At 54.9% G+C, this 24,312-nt stretch carries 23 protein-coding genes and 6 tRNA genes; 7 read left to right on the top strand and 22 right to left on the bottom strand.

Annotation, left to right across the window (positions count from 1 at the left end):
* Positions 1-65: 65 nt before the first annotated feature.
* From AC127K_RS14020 to AC127K_RS14010, 3 genes are all read left to right on the top strand, one after another.
* The gene (locus tag AC127K_RS14020) at positions 66-2,051 is read left to right on the top strand and encodes a DUF6311 domain-containing protein (protein ID WP_483721030.1); all 1,986 of its coding nucleotides are present in this window, start codon (positions 66-68) and stop codon (positions 2,049-2,051) included.
* Positions 2,039-2,983: an RluA family pseudouridine synthase gene (locus tag AC127K_RS14015; RefSeq protein ID WP_483721029.1), complete on the top strand. Its 945-nt coding sequence runs from the start codon at positions 2,039-2,041 to the stop codon at positions 2,981-2,983. The genes AC127K_RS14020 and AC127K_RS14015 overlap by 13 nt, the downstream gene beginning before the upstream one ends.
* Positions 2,984-3,109: 126 nt before the next feature.
* Positions 3,110-3,760: a helix-turn-helix domain-containing protein gene (locus AC127K_RS14010; RefSeq protein WP_483721028.1), complete on the top strand. Its 651-nt coding sequence runs from the start codon at positions 3,110-3,112 to the stop codon at positions 3,758-3,760.
* A gap of 327 nt (positions 3,761-4,087) precedes the next feature.
* Here the strand turns inward: AC127K_RS14010 and AC127K_RS14005 are convergent.
* From AC127K_RS14005 to AC127K_RS13955, 11 genes are all read right to left on the bottom strand, one after another.
* Positions 4,088-4,162 (bottom strand) — tRNA-Cys (locus AC127K_RS14005).
* 45 nt (positions 4,163-4,207) lie between these two features.
* A tRNA-Gly gene (locus AC127K_RS14000) sits at positions 4,208-4,283 on the bottom strand.
* 39 nt (positions 4,284-4,322) lie between these two features.
* Positions 4,323-4,398: transfer RNA gene (locus AC127K_RS13995), tRNA-Phe, on the bottom strand.
* Positions 4,399-4,401: 3 nt separating this feature from the next.
* A tRNA-Asp gene (locus AC127K_RS13990) sits at positions 4,402-4,478 on the bottom strand.
* 5 nt (positions 4,479-4,483) lie between these two features.
* Positions 4,484-4,556 (bottom strand) — tRNA-Val (locus AC127K_RS13985).
* A gap of 4 nt (positions 4,557-4,560) precedes the next feature.
* A tRNA-Gly gene (locus tag AC127K_RS13980) sits at positions 4,561-4,636 on the bottom strand.
* A gap of 124 nt (positions 4,637-4,760) precedes the next feature.
* A complete protein-coding gene (gene hslO, locus AC127K_RS13975; protein WP_483721027.1) occupies positions 4,761-5,660 on the bottom strand; it encodes an Hsp33 family molecular chaperone HslO in 900 nt (299 codons plus the stop codon).
* Between the two features lie 3 nt (positions 5,661-5,663).
* Complete coding sequence (locus tag AC127K_RS13970) at positions 5,664-6,422, bottom strand: class I SAM-dependent DNA methyltransferase (RefSeq protein ID WP_483721026.1); 759 nt, start codon at positions 6,420-6,422, stop codon at positions 5,664-5,666.
* Positions 6,422-7,012 (bottom strand): ribosome biogenesis GTP-binding protein YihA/YsxC, encoded by a 591-nt coding sequence (gene yihA, locus AC127K_RS13965; RefSeq protein WP_294542898.1) that lies wholly within the window; start codon positions 7,010-7,012, stop codon positions 6,422-6,424. The genes AC127K_RS13970 and yihA overlap by 1 nt, the downstream gene beginning before the upstream one ends.
* A gap of 13 nt (positions 7,013-7,025) precedes the next feature.
* Complete coding sequence (gene lon / locus AC127K_RS13960; protein ID WP_483721025.1) at positions 7,026-9,473, bottom strand: endopeptidase La; 2,448 nt, start codon at positions 9,471-9,473, stop codon at positions 7,026-7,028.
* Positions 9,466-10,470, bottom strand: coding sequence for a diacylglycerol/lipid kinase family protein (locus tag AC127K_RS13955; RefSeq protein WP_483721024.1), 1,005 nt, complete (start codon positions 10,468-10,470; stop codon positions 9,466-9,468). The genes lon and AC127K_RS13955 overlap by 8 nt, the downstream gene beginning before the upstream one ends.
* A 201-nt stretch (positions 10,471-10,671) precedes the next feature.
* On the opposite strand from AC127K_RS13955, the gene AC127K_RS13950 reads away from it, so the two are divergent.
* Positions 10,672-11,358 (top strand): DUF421 domain-containing protein, encoded by a 687-nt coding sequence (locus tag AC127K_RS13950; RefSeq protein ID WP_294540781.1) that lies wholly within the window; start codon positions 10,672-10,674, stop codon positions 11,356-11,358.
* Between the two features lie 2 nt (positions 11,359-11,360).
* Here AC127K_RS13950 and AC127K_RS13945 read toward each other — a convergent pair whose 3' ends face one another.
* Positions 11,361-11,636 carry a YlmC/YmxH family sporulation protein gene (locus tag AC127K_RS13945; RefSeq protein WP_483721023.1) on the bottom strand — a complete coding sequence of 92 codons (276 nt, stop codon included), beginning with the start codon at positions 11,634-11,636 and terminating at the stop codon, positions 11,361-11,363.
* Between the two features lie 110 nt (positions 11,637-11,746).
* Here AC127K_RS13945 and AC127K_RS13940 point away from each other — a divergent pair, with 110 nt between their 5' ends.
* Positions 11,747-12,448 carry an HAD family hydrolase gene (locus AC127K_RS13940; protein ID WP_294540785.1) on the top strand — a complete coding sequence of 234 codons (702 nt, stop codon included), beginning with the start codon at positions 11,747-11,749 and terminating at the stop codon, positions 12,446-12,448.
* 38 nt (positions 12,449-12,486) lie between these two features.
* On the opposite strand, the gene AC127K_RS13935 is transcribed toward AC127K_RS13940, so the two are convergent.
* On the bottom strand, positions 12,487-13,266 hold the full coding sequence (locus AC127K_RS13935; RefSeq protein WP_483721022.1) for a SigB/SigF/SigG family RNA polymerase sigma factor: 780 nt from the start codon (positions 13,264-13,266) through the stop codon (positions 12,487-12,489).
* A gap of 137 nt (positions 13,267-13,403) precedes the next feature.
* Here AC127K_RS13935 and AC127K_RS13930 point away from each other — a divergent pair, with 137 nt between their 5' ends.
* Complete coding sequence (locus AC127K_RS13930; protein WP_294540789.1) at positions 13,404-13,928, top strand: hypothetical protein; 525 nt, start codon at positions 13,404-13,406, stop codon at positions 13,926-13,928.
* Between the two features lie 11 nt (positions 13,929-13,939).
* On the opposite strand, the gene sigK is transcribed toward AC127K_RS13930, so the two are convergent.
* From sigK to AC127K_RS13915, 3 genes are all read right to left on the bottom strand, one after another.
* Complete coding sequence (gene sigK, locus AC127K_RS13925) at positions 13,940-14,644, bottom strand: RNA polymerase sporulation sigma factor SigK (protein ID WP_483722202.1); 705 nt, start codon at positions 14,642-14,644, stop codon at positions 13,940-13,942.
* A gap of 27 nt (positions 14,645-14,671) precedes the next feature.
* Complete coding sequence (locus tag AC127K_RS13920) at positions 14,672-15,529, bottom strand: sigma-E processing peptidase SpoIIGA (protein WP_483722201.1); 858 nt, start codon at positions 15,527-15,529, stop codon at positions 14,672-14,674.
* A gap of 174 nt (positions 15,530-15,703) precedes the next feature.
* Positions 15,704-17,098, bottom strand: a complete 1,395-nt coding sequence (locus tag AC127K_RS13915; protein WP_294540794.1) for a radical SAM/SPASM domain-containing protein — start codon at positions 17,096-17,098, stop codon at positions 15,704-15,706.
* Positions 17,099-17,361: 263 nt separating this feature from the next.
* Here AC127K_RS13915 and AC127K_RS13910 point away from each other — a divergent pair, with 263 nt between their 5' ends.
* Entirely contained in the window at positions 17,362-17,937 is a 576-nt protein-coding gene (locus AC127K_RS13910) for a TetR/AcrR family transcriptional regulator C-terminal domain-containing protein (RefSeq protein WP_294540796.1), read from the top strand.
* 60 nt (positions 17,938-17,997) lie between these two features.
* Here the strand turns inward: AC127K_RS13910 and AC127K_RS13905 are convergent, their stop codons facing one another.
* The 6 genes from AC127K_RS13905 to ybeY all read right to left on the bottom strand — a co-directional run bounded on the left by AC127K_RS13905 (position 17,998) and on the right by ybeY (position 24,295).
* Positions 17,998-18,942, bottom strand: a complete 945-nt coding sequence (locus AC127K_RS13905; RefSeq protein WP_483721021.1) for a hypothetical protein — start codon at positions 18,940-18,942, stop codon at positions 17,998-18,000.
* Between the two features lie 57 nt (positions 18,943-18,999).
* The gene (locus AC127K_RS13900) at positions 19,000-21,375 is read right to left on the bottom strand and encodes an endonuclease MutS2 (RefSeq protein WP_483721020.1); all 2,376 of its coding nucleotides are present in this window, start codon (positions 21,373-21,375) and stop codon (positions 19,000-19,002) included.
* 28 nt (positions 21,376-21,403) lie between these two features.
* On the bottom strand, positions 21,404-22,147 hold the full coding sequence (gene recO / locus AC127K_RS13895) for a DNA repair protein RecO (protein WP_483721019.1): 744 nt from the start codon (positions 22,145-22,147) through the stop codon (positions 21,404-21,406).
* A 228-nt stretch (positions 22,148-22,375) separates the two neighbouring features.
* Positions 22,376-23,299, bottom strand: coding sequence for a GTPase Era (gene era / locus AC127K_RS13890; RefSeq protein ID WP_483721018.1), 924 nt, complete (start codon positions 23,297-23,299; stop codon positions 22,376-22,378).
* Positions 23,274-23,789 carry a diacylglycerol kinase family protein gene (locus AC127K_RS13885; protein ID WP_294540806.1) on the bottom strand — a complete coding sequence of 172 codons (516 nt, stop codon included), beginning with the start codon at positions 23,787-23,789 and terminating at the stop codon, positions 23,274-23,276. The genes era and AC127K_RS13885 overlap by 26 nt, the downstream gene beginning before the upstream one ends.
* Positions 23,786-24,295 carry an rRNA maturation RNase YbeY gene (ybeY, locus tag AC127K_RS13880; protein ID WP_294540808.1) on the bottom strand — a complete coding sequence of 170 codons (510 nt, stop codon included), beginning with the start codon at positions 24,293-24,295 and terminating at the stop codon, positions 23,786-23,788. Before ybeY ends, AC127K_RS13885 begins: the two co-directional genes overlap by 4 nt.
* Positions 24,296-24,312: the final 17 nt, after the last annotated feature.

Here is a 24,312-nt window from a genome sequence, read left to right as displayed (position 1 = left end):
AGTATATTTTCTTATGATAAAATGAGGATATTATGCCAGCAAACAAATTTGGAGGGATGAACAGGATGCATACAGCCGCAGACAAACGCAGAGACGGCCTTTTGCTTTTAGGCGGCGCCGTTCTGGGGGCGGTCGCCTTTTTACTCATCTTTGGCCTTTCTCCCTTGGATGTGACCAACGATAGTTTTTGTCGCGGCGGATACATTGAAAAGGATATCCAACAGCACTATGCCGGTTGGCTTTTTTATCGGCAAAGTGATTTGTCCTTTCCGCTATGCGTGACCGATAACATCAACGCCCCGCAAGGACTGAGTGTTGCTTATACCGACTCCATTCCCCTCTTGGCTGCGTTCTTCCGTTTTCTGTCCCCACTCCTCCCTGCCACCTTTCAATATTTCGGGTGGTTTACCCTGCTTTGTCTGATGGCCCAGGGCGCCGCAGGTGCAAGGCTCCTGGGGCTCTTCCTGGATGGAATCACCGGCCCTTTACTGGCGGACCTGCTGTTCATTTTCAGCCCAATCCTATGGGAGCGTGCACTTCGCCATACCTCTCTGGCCGCACACTTCTTCATCCTGGCAGCTTTATACTTTTATTTTCTCGGCCGACGCAGCGGTCGCTACTGCTTCCGGGGGCTTTTTGCGCTCAATATCCTGACCATTACCATACATCCCTATTTTGTTCCCATGACATATGCCATTACCTTCGCATTGCTGTTGGAGTATGCGGTATCTCGGCATCGGTATCTGAGTCCGGCGCTCTGGCTTCTGGCAGACCTGGCCCTGACCGTTGCAGCCGGATGGATGTTCGGACTTTTTTACGGAACAGCCACTGGTGGAAGCGACGCATTATACGGCTATTTTGGAATGAATCTGAACAGCTTGTGGAACCCTGCCGGCGTCAATGGCGTAGATTGGAGCTTCTTTTTGCCCAAACAGAACCAGGTAGGGGGCAACTACGATGCCTTCGCCTATCTGGGATTTGGCGTGCTGGCTGGTCTTTTTATATGCCTGATCCGGATGCTATTCAAAGCTCCCAAAAAGCTATGGGCACTGATTTGCCGCCACCGGGCCTTATGTCTTGTCAGTATTATCCTGACGGCCTTTGCGATAAGTCACGTCATCACCGCCAATGGAGCCACTCTGGCCACTTTACCTCTGCCATCAGCTTTGATCAAGGTGTTTTCCGTATTCCGTTCCGGCGGCCGAATGTTCTGGCCTGTGTATTATCTGCTTATGCTGGCTGTCTGTGTGGGATTTTCTCGCCTTCTCAAGCACCGACATATTGTCATTGCCGGCTTGACAATTTTGACGGTTTTACAGCTCATTGACCTGATGCCAGGGCTGATGCAGCGCCGGCAAGCTTTCGCCGAAGCGCAGAAGCAGGATGCATTTCCCTCCTCCATGACCAGTGATTTCTGGCAGCAGGCAGCCGGACGATACAATTCCATCGCCTCCATGAGCGGACTGCAGACCGATGCACTTCACCTGGCACTGTATACCGCCGATCTGGGAATGGCAACCAACGATCCTTTTGCTGCACGATATGATGCCTCTGCCCTGGAAGCACAGAGAACAGTGTACAGCCAGGAACTGGCAACAGGAGAACTGCGCAGTGATACCCTGTATTTATTTGCCGACGAAGGCGCTTTTCTTCAAGCCGTGGAGCCTGTAAAAAACAGTGGTGTCTGGTGCGGCCGCATTGACGGCGCCGATGGCAGCTGGTACGTGATTGCTCCCGGTATGGCCGACTGCGGGCTGGACACTGCCTGTATTCCCTATGATGAAAACTATCCCCTGCGGCTGGCCGATTACACTGACGCTCTATGGAACCGGGGTGTACTGGACAGCACGAAACAAACCGTTTGCTTTGCGGACGCGCCCTTTACCCGCCGCAAGCTGGAAAGTGCCGCGGCCATCGTCGCCGACGGCAGGACGTACCCCATTCTGACCGTAGACGACAGTGATCCCGGGTGGCTGATGGTCACCCTTGAAATTGAAGATGCCACCGTTTTGTGGGGGCAGGAACTGGAGACGATCCCATGCAAGAACTGAAAGTAAAATCTTTGCTGCCGGTACGGCTGGACAAGTATCTGATGCAGCAGTACCCCGTACTGGGGCCCGGGCGCTTGAACAAAGCCCTGCGGGAAAACAAAATCAAACTGAACGGCAAAAAGCAGCCCCTGTCCACCCGGGTACAGAACGGAGATGTGATCCGCATTTATCTGCTGGACGATCAGCTGGGGCTGACTGTACAGGACGGCCCCTGGTTTCTTGGATGTCGGGCGCCAGCTGAACTGATTTACGAAAACGACGACCTGATTGTAGCGCTGAAGCCTGCCGGTATTCCGGTGGACGGGGACGATGCGGATACCCTGCGCGCCCGGGTTCTGCGCAAATTGTATGAGGAAAAGCGCCTGGAGAATGAAAGCTCCATCCGCCTTTGCCATCGCTTGGATACCGGCACCAGCGGCTTGATCCTGTTGGCTAAAAACGCCGAAACGGAGCAGTTCCTGACCGATGCCATCCGGGAACATCAGATCCGCAAGACGTACCTGTGCGTGACCTTTGGCCGCCCCGTGCCGCCCGCCGATACCCTGAAAGGCTTTTTGATGAAAGACGCAGAGCGCGGTCTGGTACGCGTTCTGGATGCGCCGAAACCCGGCGCCAAGGAAATCATCACCTCCTACGACACCATTGCTGTGAGCGGCCGTCTGGCCCTTCTGCGGGTACATCTGGTCACCGGACGCACCCACCAGATCCGGGCACACCTGGCCAGCATCGGCTGCCCGATTCTGGGTGACAGCAAATATGGCAACAATGCCGCCAACCGGGAGCTCAAGCTGAAGTACCAGGCCCTGTGTGCCTGGGAGCTGGCATTTCCCAAGCAAATCAAGGATGAGCGGTATGCTTCCCTTGCCGGCAAAGTATTCCGCGCGCCGAAGCCCTGGTATTATCAGCAGGTTCTGGACGGAACCCTGAAATAAGCATGAAACTCCCTCTGACAAGCTTTCGTCAGAGGGAGTTTTTGTGTATTTTCGCAGGTAAAGGAATCGTAGGTTTACTTTTGGGCACAGTGGGTGGTATGGTTATACCAAAGGAGGTGCCGCAAAATGGATGCAAAGACTTTCGGAGCTTTTCTGGCCGACACGCGGCGTGGACGCGGAATGACGCAAGCGGAACTGGCCGATATCATTCATGTCACAGACAAGGCTGTGAGCCGCTGGGAGCGCGGCATTGGGTTCCCTGACATCAACACTTTGGAACCGCTGGCGGATGCTCTAGGGCTGAGTTTATCCCAGCTGATGCACGCGGGCAGTACACCGGAGCCTCCTTCAGAAGACACTCTGGAAGACTTTGTGGCCATGCTGCGGCCCGGCCGCATCCTGTGGAGTGGGGCCCGCAGCGCCTTTTTCTGGCTGACTGTTGCCCTGGGGATATGGATGCAGATTGCGTTGCCTCTGCAAGTGACCGTTCACTGGCATAATGCATCAGGTTTCCTCACTCCTGACCAGACAGAGATGACGTTTGTGGTCGCTCTGAAGTGTATCATTAGCAGTGGCATACTTTTGCAGATCTGGCGCCTTGCGGCCAGTGGGCTTATCTTCGTGCAGCGAGGCGTGTTTTTCCGGAGCCTGCTGCCGCTTTTGAAGGCCAGACATCCCCTGCCATACGCTGCCGCAGAATTTGCTGTACAACTTCTCTATTGTGGGCTGATGCTGTGCCCGCTCCTGGCGGAGGCAGTTGTTCTGCTGCTGAATTAAATACGGCATTGCCATTTCGGGCCAAAGTCAAGACCCCCGGCTAAGCCGGGGGCTTGTGTAAGCCCTAGAAGGGCATCGTACCGGCAAGCCTCTCAAGAGGCACTGAAAAATCCGCCACTTGCATCACTTGCCCTACAGCCCGTAAACGGGCGCTGTCTATCCAAGATCAGCTTTCTTGACAATGGTAAAGTTGCTGCTCCCTTCTCGCTTCGCTCGATGCTTGAAGCTAAAGCTTTTTTACTCTCCCCAGCAGAGCTGGGGGTTCTCATTTCGCTAAAGCATACAATATAAAAAAGCAGAGCGGACATTTTGTCCGCTCTGCTTTTTTGGAGGTGACGACCAGATTTGAACTGGTGAATGAGGGTTTTGCAGACCCTTGCCTTACCACTTGGCCACGTCACCTTATGAGCAAAATACCGGCTTAGCGCCGGTACTTTGCTATTTTGTTGGAGCGGCCGACGAGGCTCGAACTCGCTACCTCCACCTTGGCAAGGTGGCGCTCTACCAGATGAGCTACGGCCGCATATCGCGTTCTCTTTTCAAAAGAGAACGCCAGAGAAAATGGTGCCTCCGATCGGAATCGAACCAATGACACGGGGATTTTCAGTCCCCTGCTCTACCGACTGAGCTACAGAGGCAAATGGCGACCCGAATCAGGCTCGAACTGACGACCTCTAGCGTGACAGGCTAGCGTTCTAACCAACTGAACTACCGGGCCACAAGTGGGAGTTAACGGGCTCGAACCGCTGACCCTCTGCTTGTAAGGCAGATGCTCTCCCAGCTGAGCTAAACTCCCTTAATGGAGCGGCCGACGAGGCTCGAACTCGCTACCTCCACCTTGGCAAGGTGGCGCTCTACCAGATGAGCTACGGCCGCATATTGGAGAGTTTAGCTTGCTTCGCTTTCTTTCAGCTTGTCGTGCTCTCTCCGGGCGACGAATGTTATTTTACTGCATCAACCCCGATTTGTCAAGCATTTTCTCTCCATTTTTTGAAAAAAATTAAACTTTTTTATTTTCCGCGCTGACAGGCCAATTTTTCAGCAAATCATTCAGGTCAACGCGGTACGTTTTGTCGCAAAACTGGCAGTGAACTTCCGCCAGGGGGTCTTCGTCCCGCAATTTTTCCACTTCACTTCTGCCGAGACTTTTCAGCATGCGATGCACCCGTTCCTCGCTGCAGTCACAATGGTAAACAACGGAACTGGTATCCAGCACCTCCGGGTCAAAGGTAGCCAGGGCCATGTCCAGCATGTCCCGCACCGTCTTGCCCTGCTCCATCATGGAGGTAACACTGGGCATAGCGGCAATGTTCTTTTCCAGCTGGTCGATCTCACTGTCCAAGGCACCGGGCAGCAGCTGCACGATAAAGCCGCCGGCACAGCGCACACTCAGATCTTCGTTGACCAGTACGCCAAGGGCACAGACGGTAGGCGTCTGCTCACTGACGGCAAAATAGCGGGTCACATCCTCGGCGATCTCGCCAGAGACCAGGGGCACCTGCCCGATATAGGGTTCCCGCAGCCCCATATCCCGGATTACGTCCAGAGTGCCGTCGTGTCCCACAGCGCCGCCCACGTCCAGATGGCCGTCAGCCCGCGGAGGAAGCTCCACAACGGGGTTCTGCACGTATCCCTTTACATGACCCTCCCCATCGGCAACAGCCATTATACGGCCTGCAGGGCCGCCTCCCTTGATCTGCAAGGTCAGGGAGTCCTTGCTGCTCTTGAGCATAGCCCCCATCATGGCGGCCGCCGTCAGCAGGCGGCCCAAAGCCGCCGTGGTTACGGCGCTGGTCTTGTGCATCCGCTCCATCTCACGAACGATATCGGTGGAATCCACCCCATAAAATACAATGCCGCCGTTTTCCGAAATACCGCGCAGCAGATTGTCTTGAGCCATGGTTTACTTCTCCTCTTGTGTATAGCGTTTGACAGCCGTAATGATCCAGCGCTGGCTGTCCGGGCGCACGGGGCCGAAATCCTCCCCATCCGATACCCGGGTCACCGTAAACCCGTACTTATCCAGCAAGGCTTGTATGGCAGGAAGAGGGTAGCTGTATTCGGAGAAGTCCTCCGTCCAGGTATCCCCTGTTTCTTTTTCCCGGATCTCAATGTGAATATCCACCCGGCCGCTGGACTCGTCATACTGGTTTGTCCAGTGGCAGATGGCATCCTCGGCATCCAGATCAAAAGTCTGTCCGCCCAGCACCTTGGCGTGCTTGTAGGGCGTATTCAGGTCAAAGACGAACACGCCGTCCTTTTCCATAAAGAACGCCGCGTTCGCAATCGCTTTTTCAAAATTTTCCAAGGGGCCGATATGGTTGTAGGTGTCAAAGGTGGATACCGCCGCCCGGATGGTCCCGTACAGGTCCAGCTGCAGAAGGTCCTGCTGCAAGAGCAGGACCTTGCCGGTCATATCCAGTTCGTCCGCCTTTTCCCGCAGGACGCTGAGCATCTCCTCCGAGCGGTCAATGCCGATCACATCGTACCCTGCCTGGGACAGCATCAGGGTCAGTTCCCCGGTGCCGCATCCTAGATCCGCCAGCAGCCCATCGGTCACACCGTGGTCTGCCAGCTCCGAAACAACATACTGATACAAGGCGTCGTAGTCCGCCGCCTCATTCAGTTCATCATAAAAATAGGCAAATTCGTTGTACGCCATCAGTCCCCGGCCTCCAGCTGCGCATCCAGGCAGGCCCGCACCTCTTCCACGCCGGTGCCCTTCTCGGCACTGGTAAGAAAGACGCGGCGGCAGCCATATTCGGCACAGATTTCCTCAAACCGGGCCAGACAAGGCGCCACTTCCGACTTTTTCAGCTTATCCGCCTTGGTCAGTACTACCACAAAGGGGATCCGGTGATAGCGCAGATATTCCAGCATCTGGCGGTCATCTGCGCTGGGGTCATGGCGGCAGTCCAACAACTGGACCAACAGTTTCAACGGGCGGCCTGCCTCAAAGTAGCCGTTGATCAGCTCGTCCCAGCGGGCGCGCTCGGCATTGGAGACCTTGGCAAACCCATATCCGGGCAAGTCCACAAAATAGGCCGTGTCCACCCGGTAAAAGTTGATAGTAGCCGTCTTGCCCGGTGTAGCACTGACACGGGCAAGATTCTTGCGGTTGCACAGTTTGTTGATCAGACTGGACTTGCCCACATTGGACCGGCCGGAAAAGGCAAATTCCGGACGGTCAGCGGCGGGCAGCTGGCTGGAAATGCCGTAGGAAGCCTGAAATTCGCTGCGATTATAGTTCATGCCTCACGCTCCTTTACATGACAGTGGCGGGTTCTTTCGCCGCCGAAGCGTCCGTGGCAATAAGCTGGGTGGCCGGCGGGACAGTGACAGACGCCCGGGGTGTAGCCACCGCAGGACGGATCAAGGCCTCCTTCAGCACCTGGGAAAGGTCGCTGACCGGTACGAACCGAATGGCCTTCTTCACTTCCTCATCCACCTCATACAGGTCGGACTCGTTGTCTTTGGGGATCAGCACGGTGTGGATACCTTCCCGGTAAGCAGCCATGCTCTTTTCCTTCAGGCCGCCGATGGGCAGCACGCTGCCATGCAGGGTGATCTCGCCGGTCATGGCCAGATCATGGCGTACCGGCAATCCGGACAAAGCCGAAATCAGAGCTGTGGTCAGGGTAACGCCAGCGGAAGGGCCGTCCTTGGGCACGGCCCCTTCGGGAGCATGGATATGCAGGTCAATGTTCTTGAAAGCATCGGCCGCAATGTCGTACTGCTGGGCATGGACGCGGGCATAGGTGACAGCCAGATGGGCGCTCTCCTTCATCACGTCACCCAGGCTGCCGGTCAGCTCGATTTTGCCGTTGCCGTTGGGGATGACACTGACTTCCACCGGCAGCATCTCACCGCCCACGCTGGTCCAGGCCAAACCGTTGGCAATGCCCACGGCATCGCTGCGGGAAATGAAGGTGGGCTTGACCTTTTCGGGGCCCAGCAGATTCTTCAGCATAGGCGCGGTGACGCTCATGTGGTCCACTTCCCCGGAGGCAATCTTCAAGGCGCACTTGCGCAGCACAGCCGTGATGGTGCGTTCCAGGCTGCGGACGCCAGCCTCCCGGGTATAACTGTCAATAATGGCATTGAGCGCTCCGGCGGTCAGGCTCACCCGACCAGTCAGACCGTTGTTTTTCAGCTGCTTGGGCAGCAGATGCCGCTTGGCAATGTTGAATTTTTCAACGCGGGTATAGCTGGGCAGTTCGATCACATCCATACGGTCCAGCAGCGGCCCCGGAATGGTGGAAGCGTCGTTGGCCGTGGTGATGAACAGCACATCGCTCAGATCAAAGGGGATATCCAGGAAGTTATCCTTGAAGGTTCGGTTCTGTTCCGGGTCCAGCACTTCCAGCAGGGCGCTGGCCGGGTCGCCCCGGTAGTCCCCTGCCAGCTTGTCGATTTCATCCAGCAGGATGACCGGGTTGGAGGACTTTGCGCTGATCATAGCGTTGATGATGCGGCCCGGCATAGCGCCGATATATGTACGGCGATGGCCGCGGATCTCCGCTTCATCATGCACGCCGCCCAAACTCATACGGGCAAACTGGCGGTTCATGCAGGCGGCAATGGACCGGGCGATAGAAGTCTTGCCCACACCCGGAGGGCCTACCAGGCAGATGATCAGCCCTTTGACCTCGGTGTTCAGCTTGCGCACGGCCAGCAGTTCCAGAATCCGCTCCTTGACCTTGCGCAGGCCATAGTGGTCCTTGTCCAGCACACGGCGGGCATGGCCCTGGTCGTAATCATCCTTGGTATAGGTATGCCAGGGCAGGGACAGACAGGTATCCAGATAGCCGCGGATCACGCTGATTTCTGCCGCATTGCCCTGCATGCGAGCCAGACGGTCGCATTCCTTCAGCAGCTTTTCTTCGCTTTCCTGCGCCAGATGCAAAGTCCGGATTTTCTCCCGGTAGTTGTCGGCCTCAGCACGGGTATCCTCGCTGTCTCCCAGCTCTTCGCTGATGATGTGCATCTGCTCCCGCAGATAATAATCCCGCTGGCTCTTGTCCATCTGGACGTTGACCTTGTCGTCGATGTCCTTCTCAATGGACAGGATGTCACACTCCTGGTGCAGCAGAATCAGCAGCTTTTCCAGGCGGCCCAACAGGGTGGATTCGTTCAGGATGGCCTGCTTGTCCTCATATTTGAAAAGCAAATTGGCGGGCATATACTCGCTGAGATACAGCGGACTGTCCGAAGAAACAATATTGTAAACGATATCCTTGGAGATCTGCGGGCTGTACGACAGGTACTCCTCAAAGCAGTCTTTCAGGCTGCGCACCAGAGCTTCGGTCTGATTGCGCTTATTGGCCGGGATGCCGCGTACCGGAGCGGTACGCACTTCAGCCATAAGATATTTGCCGGTGTCATCCAGCGAGAGCAGTTTGGCGCGGGTCTTTCCCTCCACCAGAACCTTGACCAATTCGTCCGACACACGCAGTACCTGCTTGATTTCGGCGATTACACCGAATGTATACAGATCTTCCGCGACCGGCTCTTCCGTGTCGGTCTCCTTCTGGGCCACCAGGAAAATGCTGCTGTTGCCATGCATGGCCGCCTCAATGGCAGCAATGGACTTGGCACGGCCCACTTCAAAATGAATGATATTGTTGGGAAACACCACAAGCCCGCGCAGCGCAATGGCCGGCAAATGCACGACATTGTGGGTCACCTTGACTTTGACCTTCTGTTCAGACATTCTTTTCCCTCCCGGGGACAGTGTCCCCTGCCATGCACGGGTCTGCCCCGGCAAGTACAGTTTGACTTTGCAGCACCGTGGGCGGAAGCAGCAAACGCAGCCACCCCGGCGCATTTTCTATATTCAGATGCCGCACCGGAACACATTCTCCATCCAATGTGGCAACAATAGGCCGTGAATCCAGCACTTCCAGTGTGACCCGGCGGGCACGCTGAAAGGACATCCACCGTGTCAGAGACGGTTCCACAGAACCATCCGGCCGCAGGTGTTTCCCCTCCCGGTACAGTGCCAGCACCGACGCGATGCGCAGCCGGGACATGGGCTTGACCAGCACCACATCCAACAGCCCGTCATCCATCCGGGCATACGGAGCAGCTTCATATCCGCCGCCATACATTCGCCCGTTACAGACCGCCATCATCATGTAGGTTCCGGTCTGTTCAACGCCGTCAAGGCTCAGCCGAAGCCGATGCCCGAAGGGGGACAGCATAGCCTGCAGAATGGACAAGGAATAGGCCATGGTCCCACCGCATCCGGGCAGATGCCGGAATTTTGGAATCCCATAGGCAACCTGCGCATCCAGTCCGGCGGCACAGATATCCACCCCCACACCCAGATCAGTCAACAGTGCATCCGAAGCCACCGGAACAGCCTGCAGCTGGGCGGACATATCGAGAAAGTCCTCCGCTGTTCCGAAATTGCGCACAAAATCGTTTCCACTGCCGCAGGGAACACATCCCACAGCAATATTTTGCCTGCCGGCAGCCGCCTGCAGGACTTCATTGAGGGTTCCATCTCCGCCGCAGGCATAGATATGAACCTGTCGGCCCTCATGCGCCAATTTTTCCGTCAGGCGGCGGGCGTGTCCGGCGCATTCCGTGCAATAGATTTCAGGATTCAGTCCCGCTTGGTCGGCAGCCATCCGGATAGCCGGAATCAACCAGTGACTGGCGTCCTTTTTGCCTGCCTTGGGGTTGATAATAAAGACCTGCTGCACCCCTGGCTCACCCTTCCGTCTGCCATTTTTCCGTTGGTGTACAAAAATACAATGTATATTGTAGCGACTTTTTCGTCAAATAGCAAGCGTATGGCATAATATGTTACAAAACGTACAAAATATTGAAATATAGTCCGGAGACAGACCGTAACAATGTCTGCGGCAAAAAATCTTATAAACATTCGAAGGGGTCAATGTACCATGAAAATCGCAGTGGAAGTGGGTCAGGTCATTCTTTTCAGTCTTGTTTCTCTGCTTGTCATGTTTGCCACAACCCGCCTGGGCGGAAAACGTCAGATCTCACAGATGAGCATTTTTGACTACGCCAACAGCATCACCGTCGGTTCTATTGCCGCTGAGATGGCCACCAATCTGGAAAGCTGGTACCGTCCCTTTACCGCGCTGCTGGTCTACGGTGCCGTGACCTGGCTGGTACACTACGGTGCCTGCAAAAGCTTTTGGCTGCGTATCTTGATCGATGGCCGCTCCCTCGTGCTCATGAAAAACGGTGTGATCCGCAAAAAAGAGCTTGGCCGCGCCGGGATTGACCTGAATGAATTTCTGGCACAAGCCCGCGTGGCCGGATACCATGATCTGAATGAGCTGGAAAGCGCTATTCTGGAGACGAATGGCCAAATCAGCTTCCTGCCGCGCAGCGAATACAAATCCGCCACTGCGCAGGATGTGGGGCAATCCCCCGCACCGGTCTCCCTCTGGTATGATCTGATTCTGGATGGGAACATCATGGAAAACAATCTGAAAGAATGCGGCCGTGATCGCGTCTGGCTGCAAGAACAGCTACACCGCTGCGGAATCGGACAGACAGGTGAAGTCTTTTACGCAGCCTGTGATGAAAGCGGCAATTTCTATGCCACACGTCCCCAATAAGGTCATCCGAAACGATGCCGCCGGGGATACGCTGTTTTGGCCGGAGCCTGTGGCACATCCACCATAATCACATCGGCGCCAATGCTGCGGATGTCCTTCCACTCGATTTCCAGGTCTTGATCACGGCCAAACAGCCCGAACCATCGGGGGCGGCCACGCAGGACCAGCCGGCTGACACGGGCGCCGTCTTCTTCCAGTACAAGATCGTCTACCCTTCCCAGATTTTCTCCGGTCTGGGTCTGAATAACATCCTTACGGCTCAACTCATATAACGTCATATTGCCTCCCCTCCTCTCTGAATTTACTATATGCGGCAGATTGGGGTTTGTTTCTTGGCCCGTTTGCGTGTATAATAGAAGCGCAACATTCCGAGCGGAGGGCTTTATGTATGTATAAGAACATCATCTTTGATCTGGGCGGGGTCGTGGTCAATTTTACTCCCAAGGATTTTTTGATGGACCGTTTTATGAATAAAAAGGCGGAAGATATCGTTTACACGCTGACGTTTGGCAGCAAGGAATGGGAAGATCTGGATCGCGGTGACATTTCCCGCGGTACCGCTAACCGAATCATGCTGGAAAACGCGGCACGCTGCGGCCGCACCTTTGAGGTACAGACGGTCATTGACGAATGGGAGAGCATCCTGCAGACCAACCAGCGTACCCTGAAGACCATGTGCAAACTGAAGCTGGCCGGCTATAAGCTGTACTATCTTTCCAACATTGCGTCCGACACCTTCGAACAAATCAGCCGCCGGGACTTTTTCCCCCTGTTTGATGGGGGCATTGCTTCCTGTGATGTGCATCTCTGCAAGCCGGATCCCAAGATCTATACGCTGCTGATGCAGAAATACCACCTGGCCTATGATGAATCCATCTTTATCGATGACAACAAGCAAAATGCCCAGGCAGCATACAATCTGGGCATCACCGGAATCCTGTACAAAAACCATAAATCTTTTGAGCGCGCACTCCGCCTTTGCAAGGTGGAATTGCCCGATTCCCGCAATATCCGAAACCTGATCCGCAACATGAAGCGGGAGCAGGAAGCGGCCGAAGCTGCCGCACAGCCGCCCCAGGACCAGGTATAAAGAAGCACCCCGCAAACACAGCGGGGTGCTTCTTTTTGTCAGCAGCAGGAAATTTGGTCCCGAATACGGCAAAGAGCATTTTTTTCCAGACGACTCACCTGTGCCTGACTGATGCCGATTTCTTTGGCCACCTGCACTTGCGTCTTGCCCGCCAGATACCGCAGAGAGATGATCCGGCGTTCACGGTCAGACAACGCCTTGACTGTATCCTTGAACATGATGCCGCTGATCCAGCTTTCTTCTCCACCGGCTTCCGGGACACGGTCCATCAGCGAGACGGAATCCTCTCCGTCACTATAAGCCGGTTCCGAAAGGCTGGCCGGCTCCACCACCGATTCCAGTGCCATGGCCACATTTTCCGGAGCCGCCCCTACCCGCCGGGCGATTTCGGACACCCGTGGTTCCCGTCCTGTCTGCTTTTGCAGTTCCTCTCGGGCTTGCATGGAGTGGTAAGCCAGATCACGGATGGATCGACTGACACGGACCGGTGTGTTGTCCCTCAAAAATCGGCGGATTTCTCCCACAATCATGGGTACACCATACGTGGAGAACCTCACTTTCAGGGTGGGGTCAAAGTTGTCGATGGCTTTGATCAATCCGATACATCCCACCTGAAACAGGTCATCCAGATTTTCGCCTCTTCCGGAAAATTTCTGCACCACACTGAGGACCAGACGCAGATTTCCCTGAATCATCTGTTGCCGCGCTGCCGCATTGCCGCTGCGCGCCGCCAGCAAAAGTTCCGTTTTTTGCCGTTCGGTCAGAACCGGCAGCTGCGATGTGTTGACACCGCAAATTTCCACTTTTCCTGCGTACATGTTCAGCCAATCCTCCCTGTCTACGTTTGTGTAACAGTATGGGCGATCCGATACTGCGGCAGACAAACGGATGACTGGTAAAATCTGCACGGTATACATGTCCGGTGCATAGACTGGCCCAAAGGAGGTCGATTTCTATGCCCGAATTTATCTGGTTCTATCTGTTCCTGCTGGCTTCCGCTCTTTTTGTGGCTACAGCGGCGGCGCTTTTCATTACTTTGCATCCCGCCACAGACGAAGCGGACACCGGTAATGTCCAACAGGAATATTCAGCCCCCTCTTTCCCGCGCACAGCCGGATTTGCCATCACATCCCATCCGGAAAGTGAGATCCTGGTCCCTCGCCGCATTTGGCTGATCAATCACGGCACCGCTGAAATCGAGTACGTGATCACGCCTGACATCCTGGCCAGACTTCGCGCCGCTCCCGCCGGGACTATGGACATTCCCGATGAATTTTCTGACCAGGAATATGAGAGTGTATATTCCTATCAGATTGACGGAATAACAGTAACACAGAGCCAATCTCCCGGACGAAACGGTATGCTGCAATGGACACGGGACGGCTTCGACTTTGCCCTGTTCGCTCAGAATCCGCAGATGAATCTGTTGGGAGGCGTAGCTACGGATTTCGTGCAGCAAAGTGCAGCCACCGAACTGTAAAGCCGCTGTGCTCAGACCACCGTCTCGATCTCCCTGCGCAGGCGTTTGATGATCCGTTTTTCCAGCCGTGAAATATAGCTTTGGGAAATGCCGATCCGGTCGGCCACCTCTTTTTGGGTATGTTCCGCCTGTCCATTCAGTCCGAACCGCATTTCCATAATCGTTCTCTCCCGCTCCGACAGGCGGTTCACTGCCTGTCGGAGCGCTGTGCGTTCGGCGCTGCGTTCCAGTTCCTCCCCCACTTCCCCGTCGTCACTGGTCAGAACATCCATCAGCAAAAGCTCATTGCCGTCAGAGTCCGTGTTCAGCGGTTCGTCGATACTGGCATCCTGACGACGATTGGAGCTCTTGCGCAGATACATAAGAATCTCATTTTCGATGCATCGGCTGGCATATGTGGCAAGTTTGATGTTCTTATCCGGCTCAAAGGTATTCACCGCTTTGATCAATCCGATGGTTCCGATGGAGATCATGTCCTCCACCCCGGCAGCAGGGCTCTCAAACTTTTTTGCAATGTAGACAACCAGACGAAGATTATGTGTGATCAGGGTATCCCTGGCCCCCGGATGGCCTGCTGCCAGATCAGCAAAGACTCTTTTTTCTTCCTGTGCATCCAGCGGTGCAGGCAAAGTATCCGGCCCGTTGATGTAGTACAGTTCCTGCGGTACTCCCAGGCACAGAAGCAGCCGTCCCAGCGCCGGTCCGACTTTTTGCATTGTTTTCATAAGAGTTCCTCCCCCTCTTCACAGAAAGTCACTGCCATACAATGCTTCATATTCTGCAGAAAAAGATTGCTTGGTAAATGCAATGGCCGAGCGTCCCAGTGAAAGGACTCCCTGAGAGGTAATCAGCCCGATCTGCTGTACCGTAAACCCGGGCAGAATACTTCGTCCGGCAGCCGTTGCACAGGGAATCAGCCTGAGAGACAAGCCAGCTGCAACCCCATCCGGGTTCTGACCCGCAAACCAGCTGTCGAGAAACTGGCAGGCAGCCCCGGGAAGGCGGGAACGTGCATCCGGATAACTGACCAGCAGAACGGGAAGACATGTAACAGGGTCTTTCAGATGACAGCCGGTATCCAATGCCGCCCGCAATCGAACGGTGGCACCACACAGTTCCAGTTCAATTCCGGCGATCCGCTCCTGACTGCGCGGCGCATGCAAGAAACGGAGCACGACCCACACCACCAGACTGCATACACCTGCAAGCAACAGCAGCACCAGCGGCGGGATTCGCAGATACACCACCAGGTTGCCTGTCTGGACAAGCGGAGAATCTGTTTGCAGTATGACCAGGATACTCAAACCCGCCAGCAGCAGATTCAATCCCGCGTACCAGCACAGGGCTGTGAGCCAGACCCGAAAAGGCCGAATGCCAAAGGCAGCCCACACGATGAGGCCTGCCGTCGCCAGCTTGTAGGCCAGCTGCACCGGATAGGGCAGCTCCGGGGCAAACAGTATCATGGAAGAGGCAGCGGCCAGAAGAGAGGCAAACAACATCCGGGCAAATCCCGCTTGCCTGCCCGCCAACAGTCCGGAAGCAGTCAGTAAAGCGTACGCGATAAGGAAGTTGGTCAGAAGCAATACATCCAGGTAGATCACTGTCTTCAAGCGCCGTCCCCCTTCCCGTTTGCGGTGATATACCAAGTGTATGCCTTTGTGGGTGAGAAAATGCGCAAAATGCGCATCTATAAACAAAGGCGCCCTGCCGCGGCCGACAAGCCGCAGCAGGGCACCTTTGTTTTGTGCAAATACGAAGATTGGGGAAAGAAACAATCAGTTTTGCTTTTCGGGATGAGACTCGTTCCAGAGTTTATTGGCCGTGGGAGTCCACTGATCCGCATAAGGCTTGCAGCGGCGATACACGTCAGAGGTAGACTCAGGCTTTTCCATGTCTGTGCTGTGCGCACCGCTGCGTTCCACCATGCCCGCCAGAAATTCGGGATTTTCCAGCATGGGGCAGGGACGCAGATGATTCTTGTTGAAAGGCTGCCCCTTGTGATATTCCTTGAACAGCGGCTGCTGCAGGCATTCCAACAAAGACTTTTCGTGGATGTTGGCGCCGGAATAGTGAATGAAAACACAGGGTTCCACATCGCCGTTGGGGTTGATATGGGCATACTGACGCCCGCCAGCAATGCAGCCATCCACATATTCGCCATCGTTCTGGAAGTCAATGCAGAAAATAGGTTTGCCGCCGGTCAGGCCGCGGATCTCCCGAACGCGACGATACATGTACTCCCGCTGCTCATGGTTGAGCATCAAGTCCACGCTGGCTCCCGCACCAATGGGCATATAGTGGAAGTACCAGTTGAACCGCACACCATGATCGATCAGCATATCCATAAAAGCGTCGTCGGTAACGGCCTTGTAGTTGGCACTGGTGTAGCAGATGGATGTACCAAAAAGCAGACCGTGCTTCTTCATCAGATCCATGGCATGCATGACACGCTTGAACACGCCCTCACCGCGGCGATCATCTGTGGCGTCTTCGATACCTTCTACCGACAGGAAGAACGCCATATTGCCTACTTTTTTGACCTCCTCGCAGAATGCGTCGTCGATCAGCGTTCCGTTGGTAAACAGATGAAACACCGATGTCTGATGCTTTTCCGCCAGCTTCAGGATGTCGTCCTTGCGGCACATGGGCTCACCGCCGGTCATCATATACCAGTGGATTCCCAGCTCTTCGCCCTCCGTCACAATACGATCCATATCCTCATAACTGAGGTTCAGGCGGTTGCCGTACTCCGCCGCCCAGCAGCCCTTGCAATGAAGGTTGCAGGCAGAAGTGGGGTCAAACAGCAGGATCCAGGGCATGTTGCAGTCATATTTTTCCCGCAGCTCGCACACCTGGTTATATCCGCTGAGCATGCCCTCAAACACCAGGTTCAGCACATTCATTTTGAGCACATTGGGATCGATTTCGTTGATGGCACGGTAGGCAAACTGCATCCATTTGCCATTAGGATCCTGCACCAACTTGCGTGCTGCCTCAAAAGCACTGGCGGGATACCGGTCCTTCAGCAAGGGTTCGCCCAAGTCAATCAGTTTCACAGCATTTTCGGCCATCTTTTCGGTGCCTTTCCCACGCACCGCATGAATGGTTGCATCGATAGCAGCACTGAACGCCGCGCGCTGTGCTGCATGAACAATTTTATTGGTCGGCATAACCATCTCTCCTTTTTCCAAAAAACGCGGGGAAAGCTGCCTTGTGGCAACATCCCCTCCATTTTTAGGCCTATTTTAGCGCCAATCACAAGGTCCTGTACATGGTCAAAACCGAAAATCTGTTCAAAAAGAGACCGTTTTCGAGCCGCAGTTTCGGCAAAATAAGGTTGGATTCCCAGTTCCATTTTTAAGAAATATGGTATAATATAGACAATATTCGTCTGTTTTTCACCTATGTGTCACCCCGGAAGGAGAAGCCGGCCATGCCCAAAACCAGCCAAACCAAACTATTGCTGGCGCAAAGCCTGCAGCAGCTGATGCTGACCATGCCGTTGGAAAAAATCTCCGTTAACGATATTGTAGAAAAGGCCGGCGTTGGCCGGAACACCTTTTATTACCATTTTGCCGACAAGTATGATCTGGTAACATGGTATTTCCAGACCGGTGTAACTCCTTTTCTGTTCGAACACACAAAATACGGAAGTTGGCAGGACATTTTGTTGGGTCTGGAAGAATACTTCCGCCAGAATAAAGTTTTCTATCAGAACGCTTTGGCCTACACAGGGCAGAACAGCCTTTCCGAATACATATACGATTTCATGCAGAAATATAACCGGCAGCGTTTAAGTGAGTGCCGCCCTGATATGCGCGCAGACGAGCTGGAATTTTTATCCCAGTTTCTGGCCGGAGCCGGCATGGGGGTTTTGATGCCCTGGGTGCGCGGCGGCATGGAACGGGAACTTTCCCAACAGACCGGATATCTGTTGGCCCTCCATGACAGCAATCTGCTGCATGAACTGCTGGACGGCACCGCTTCAGCAGCGCCTCCAAAAGATTGAAAATCATAAAAAACAAATCCCGCAGCCTTACTTTCCTTTGTAGGCTGCGGGATTCACTTTTTATTTACCGGGAAAACGGGAAAGGCAGATGGGCTTCCACCGGTGCCCCCACCACGGCTTGCCCGGAAATTCGTTTATTGATGGCAGACAGGTCACCATCCCAACAAACACCAGCAACGGTGTAGCCGATTCGGTACGGCTGCGCACCACACGGCTGCGCAGCCGTTGTGCCGTATCAGGATTCATGTCCGGCGTTCGGGCATACAGGCAAAAAGGCACGCATTCGGCCATTTGTTCCAACCAACACGGATCCATTGCCTGCTCAACGCTTTTTTCATCCAACAAAATGGCAAGACCGAACAAAAGCTTATGGCTGCGCAGGCTGCTGGCCACCTCGACCGTTTCTTGATCCAGGACCGGGGCCGGCAACAGCAGCCAAATACTGAGATTGTGGCATCCGTCAAACAGGTCCGCCGGTACAGCCGCAATCACCTCCGGCACAGCTACCAGCAGGAACGCCGCAAAGGGGTGCCGCTTTGTAAGGATTACGGCTTTTTGAAGAGCCTGCGCATCCTGCGCATACAAAACCCATACATACTGTCCGGCCTGTTCGGCCTGTGTCATTGCTTCTTCCAATTGTATCGCCGCACAGTTGGCGGTATTGATCCAGGCAGAAGGCTTACCGGTACGCTCAATTTCCTCTTTCAGCCGAGTCGCGCCATATACGACTCCGCCGACGCCCAGGTTGACGCCGAAAGCACATAAATGTTCGGCATCCACCCGTTCCAGCAAACTCTGGATCAAAGCATAGTACAAACTGTCAGCCCGCTGCAAAACCTGCTGTGCTTGTGTGAAGAACCCGTTGAATCGGGTTTTCTGAGCCAGAGCTTGACAGAGATCCACATAGTTGCGCAGCTGCCGGAACTCATCCCGGCGAATATCATCCACAGCGCGGCGGGCCAGGGTCAATGCGAATCCGCGCGAACGAATATAGTCATCCTGCATATCCGCAGCCTTCCTTTCCTTATGGCATATCAAACAAGCCGGTCAGGGCGACTGCCGTCATTTCAGTTCCACAACGGTAACACCGCTGCCACCTTCGCCATAGCCGCCCAACCGGAAGCTCTTGACCTGACGGTGGGTGCGCAGATGCTTCTGGATGCCGGCGCGCAGTGCGCCGGTGCCGAGCCCGTGGATGATGTATACCGTATGCTGTCCTCGCATGACTGCACCGTCCAGGAAACGATCCACCTCGCCGATGGCTTCTTCCACGGTATAGCCCAACAGATTCAATTCCAGGCTTGCTTTGCGGTCATGGTCCAGCTGAACCCGGGTGTGGGTGCGCGGAGCCTGGGATTGCCGCGGCTTTTTCTGCATCTTGTCCGGAGCTTTGAGCCCGGACAGCGGCACTTTTGTCTTCAGGATACCGGCGCGGACCTCCACCAGACCGTCGCGATCCGGTCGGGCCATCACAACCGCCGTCTGATTCAGTTCGGCGATGACCACTTCCTGTCCAACCTTGACTTCCTTGAGAGGAACATACTCTGCCACCGGCTGACGGGATGCAGCTCCTGCCAGCATTTTTTCGGTGTCTCTGCGGGCGATTTCCCGGGCCCGGACGGCGCGTTGGGCCGCACTGGCTTTTTCATCTTTTTGCAGACGGCGCAATTCATCTGTCAGGGCGTACGCTTCGTTCTGCACCTTCTGGATCATATCACGGGCCTGCTTGCGGGCATTTTCCAGCTCTTCCTCCCCGCGCTTTACCAGATCGTCCCGTTCTTTTTTGGCGCTTTCCAAGGCATTTTCTGCCTGATGCTTTGCCTCTTCCGCCTCATCTTCGGCCTTTTTCAGCCGCAGTTTCATATCATCCAGCTGGGCCAGAACACTGTCCAGACGCTTGTCGTCATTGGACATGTGCGCACGGGCTGCATCAATGACATCCTCGGGAATTCCCAGTTTTGCGCTGATCAGAAAAGCATTGGATTTACCCGGCACGCCAACACTGAGCTTATAGGTTGGCATCAGGCTCTCCACATTGAATTCACAGCTGGCATTGACCACGCCGGGGGTCTCCAAGGCATATACCTTCAACTCCGCATAGTGGGTGGTGGCCATCAGCAGCGTTCCCATACGGCGCAGCCTTTCCAGAATGCTTACCGCCAGTGCTGCGCCTTCGGCCGGATCTGTACCGGCGCCCAGCTCATCCAGCAGGGTCAGTGTATCCGGGCCAGCCAGCTGCAGGATCTCGGTAATGCGTTTCATATGGCCGGAGAAGGTGGATAGACTCTGTTCGATGCTTTGTTCATCACCGATATCCACCAAATACTCCTGCATACAGCAAACAGAACTGCTTTCGTGCGCGGGAATCAAAAAGCCATACTGGGCCATGGCATTGAGCAGACCTGCGGTTTTCAGGCTGACAGTCTTGCCGCCGGTATTGGGGCCGGTAATAACCAGCGTATCATATTCATCGCCCAGCGAAATATCGACGGGAACCACCTTTTTCTTGTCAATAAGGGGGTGGCGGGCCTTTTTCAGCGAGAATCGGCATGTGTCGCTGACTTGGGGCATGAAGGCGTTCTGTTCCACAGCCAGACGGGCCTTTGCCAGCAGCAAATCAATGGACAACATAGCATCATAGCTATAGGAGAACTGGGGCTCCAGGCTTCCTACCTGCGCCGAAAATGCAGACAGGATGCGGGTTATTTCTTCTTGCTCCTGGGCATGCAGCTGCATGATTTTGGCATTGGCCTCCACCACAGCCGTGGGTTCCACAAACACGGTAGCGCCGGTAGAGGAAACGTCATGAATCACGCCGCCTACCTCACCACGATATTCCGAACGCACCGGCACTACATACCGGCCGTTGCGCAGGGTCACCACCGCATCCTGCAGGAATTTGTTGGTGGTGGAATTCTTGATGATGGAATCCAGCTTGGTACGGATGGAATCCTCGGTAGCCCGAATTTTACGGCGAAGATCCCGCAGAGTGATGCTGGCTGTATCAGCCATTTCTTCCGGGGACAGGATGCTGTCGGTAATCTGGCGCTCCAGCTGAGGCTGCGACGCCAAAGCAAAAAACAGATCGTCGGTAGGCAGCGGCTCATGCTCGGTCAGGCCATACCATTGGCTCAGCCCCTGGAAATTGCGCAGGGTAGCGGCAATCTCCAGCAGTTCCCCCATTGAGAGGATTCCTCCCTTGACTGCGTGAGCGGCAATGCGTTTGGCCCCGCTCACAGCACCAAACCGGGGACTGCCGTTCTTAATCAGCAAGCTGTTGACAGCATTGGTCTTGCTCAGCTCATACCGCTCTTCCTCCGGGGTCATAAACGGCTGGATCGTTCGCATTTGCTCCTTGGTTTCCTGGCAGGCACAGAGGTCTACCGCGCGATTGATGATCTTATCCAGCTCCAATGTGGTTTTATAAGAAAAGTCCATGGGTGGGGATTCTACTCCTTGCTCTTGGTCATTCCAATACGGTTTTCAAAAAATCTAGGCTCTTCAGTCCGTGATCCAGGTTGGCCAGAAGATACCTTTCACATACGGCGTCCAGCCGTCTGGTACTTGCGTCGGTCAATGTAAAGTTGAACAGCTTTCCATCATCTGCCAGACAAATATGGCGCAGCGCATACAGTGCACCCGGGTCCAGGTTGGGGGACCGGCCAGCCTTGGCAGCACAATCGGCGCATAGCAGGCTCCCCCCTGCCGTATCCAGGTAAAAATCCATGCCATCATACCGGCCGCAGGTATCGCAGGCCAAAATATGCGGCATATATCCTGCCAGACACATAGCGCGCATCTCATAAATAGCCTTGAGCTGCCGCAGCGGACGTTTGCCTTCGCTGATCATATACAAAGTGTTCAGTGTCAGGCGCAGCAGCTGAGCGGCCTCGGGTGGTTCCGGAGCCAGAACTGTGGCCGCTTCAGCCAGATAGACCGCCAGAGACATTCCCTCCACCGTACGTCCCAGTCCGTGAAACACTTTTTTCACCGCAGCGTTGTCCACAAAATTGCTGCTGCGCCCGATGGTCAGGGTAAACTCCGAATAGCAGAACAGCCCGCAGGAACTGAAAAGTTTGTTCTTCAGCCGCAGACTTCCCTTGGCCGAAGCCGAAACAATTCCACGATCAGGCGTCAGCAGGGTCAGGATCTGATCCGCCTCGCCCACCTTGACCTGGCGGAGCACCAGCCCGGTCGTCGCGATCTGCATCAGATTCCCCTTTCCCCTCCGGCTTGCGAGTCTGCCGGGTCTTGTAGCTCAAATAATCATAAATACTGCCCGTTTGGGCAAACAGAGCCCACTCGTGGATGCCATAATCCGACTGATCCTGCTGCATATACCGGCCCCTCTTCCCGTAGATAGAATGTACCATCCATTGTACAGACGTATCTGCGGAAAAGTTGTCCAACCGGGTCAACAGAATCCTGGAAAAATCTGTCAGGGCTTTGCGAAGCCAAGGTCATCCAAGAGGCGCTCGCTATCCCGCCAGCCTTCCCGGACCTTCACCCAGCATTGCAGATTGATGTGGGTTCCAAGAAGCTCCTCACAGTCGGTCCGGGCGGCACTGGCCACTTTTTTCAGCATCTGACCGCCCTTGCCGATGATCATGCCTTTATGGCTCTTGCGCTCGCAGCAGATCTCCACCGAAATATCAATGAGGTCCTTGTCCGGGCGCTCTTTGAAGCTTTCCACCGTGACTGCCACACCGTGGGGCACTTCGTCCCGCATGAACAGCAGGAGCTTTTCCCGGATCAGTTCCGCCACCAGCTCCTTTTCCGGCATATCGGTGAAAGCATCATCATCAAAATAATGCGGTTCCGGCGTGGCATACTGCCGCAGGACCTCCAACAGTTCTTCACAGCCGGTGCCGTCTTTGGCGGAGATAGTCCGCACTGTATCGAAAACACCCAAGGCCTCAATCTGCTGCTTGCGTGCTTCCAGTTCTGCAAAGCCATGCAGCAGGTCCACCTTGTTGATGACCGCAATAGCCGGCCCGGATTTGCGAAGCGCTTCGATCATAGTGGTCTCGGCTTCGGTCAGTTCTCCCGAAGGCTCAAACAGCATCAGGGTCACATCCACATCCTTGACACTGGCGGCAGCCGTCTGGGTCATGCGGGCATCCAGCTTGTTGCGCGGTGTATGAATCCCCGGCGTATCCATCAGAACATATTGCACCGGGCCTTTTGTGATCACGCCCGTGATCCGGCTGCGGGTCGTTTGCGGCTTTTTGGTAACAATGGCAACCTTTTCCCCCACCAACGTATTGGTCAGGCTGGATTTACCCACATTCGGACGACCGACCAGTGCCACAAAGACGCTGCTGGTCTGGGGTTGCTCATGCTTGTTTGGATTTTTGGGCATTTTGGGAAGTACCTTTCTCTTTTGTATTGCCATAGCGGAAGGTGAACAAATAGGCGGCTGCCAAAGAGGCAAGCCACAACACGATTGTCAGGGGACTGGCGGTCACACCGTTCCAGATGGCAGTGATCGCTTTTTCGTTGGCAAATAGGCAAACGCCGACAAAAATTGCGCCGACAGCAGTAATCAATACCGCACCGGCCGCCATATCCTTGGCAGCACCGGCACTCCACCAATGCTCGGTATCCGGCTTGTCCACGGCCCGCTCAATGGCAGAGTTCATCAGCTCCATGGCCATCACCGAAAACACGCAAAGTGCCAGCAATGCGTATCCCATGGCATCCAGCCCCGCCAGAAAAGCCGCTGCATAGGCATATACCGCCGCACACAGATGGAAACGGAAGTTGCGTTCTTCCTGCACAGCGGCGCGAATGCCGTTCAGCGCGTACACAAAGCCGCGGCCGAAGCGCGCAAGGTCAGATTTTATCTTCATTCGTACAGAATCTCATCGTTTGTGTAGGATACGGTGCGCGGCAGTCCCAGCTGCAGAAGAACGGCTTCTTCCTTTTCACGCATACGGACAGCTTCCAGCCCACTGGTTTCATGATCGTATCCCAGCAGATGGAGCATGGAGTGAACGGTCAGATAAGCCACTTCCCGCTGCAGAGAGTGTCCGTACAACTCTGCCTGTTCCATGGCACGCTGCATGGAGATGACGATATCGCCCAGGATCTTGCAGCCGTTGTCCTCATCAATGTCATACACGCCATTCTCCCCCATGGGAAAGCTCAGCACGTCGGTGGCGCTGTCCTTGTTGCGATACTGCTTGTTCAGTTCATGGATACGGTCGTTATCCACAAAGGTCACACTGATCTCGGCAGGGCCGTCAAACTTTTCATAGTTCAATACCGCGTTGCAGCTGCGCCGAATCAGGATGCGCAGCCCAGACGGAACTTTGACGGCGTTTTGCTCGTTGCTGATCAGCACTTTGTTTGCCATAAGAGGTTCCTCCTTAT

The organism is Subdoligranulum sp. DSM 23681 (assembly GCF_057005535.1).
Note: the sequence above shows the minus strand (reverse complement) of the source record. Positions and strands in the feature narration are given on the sequence as shown.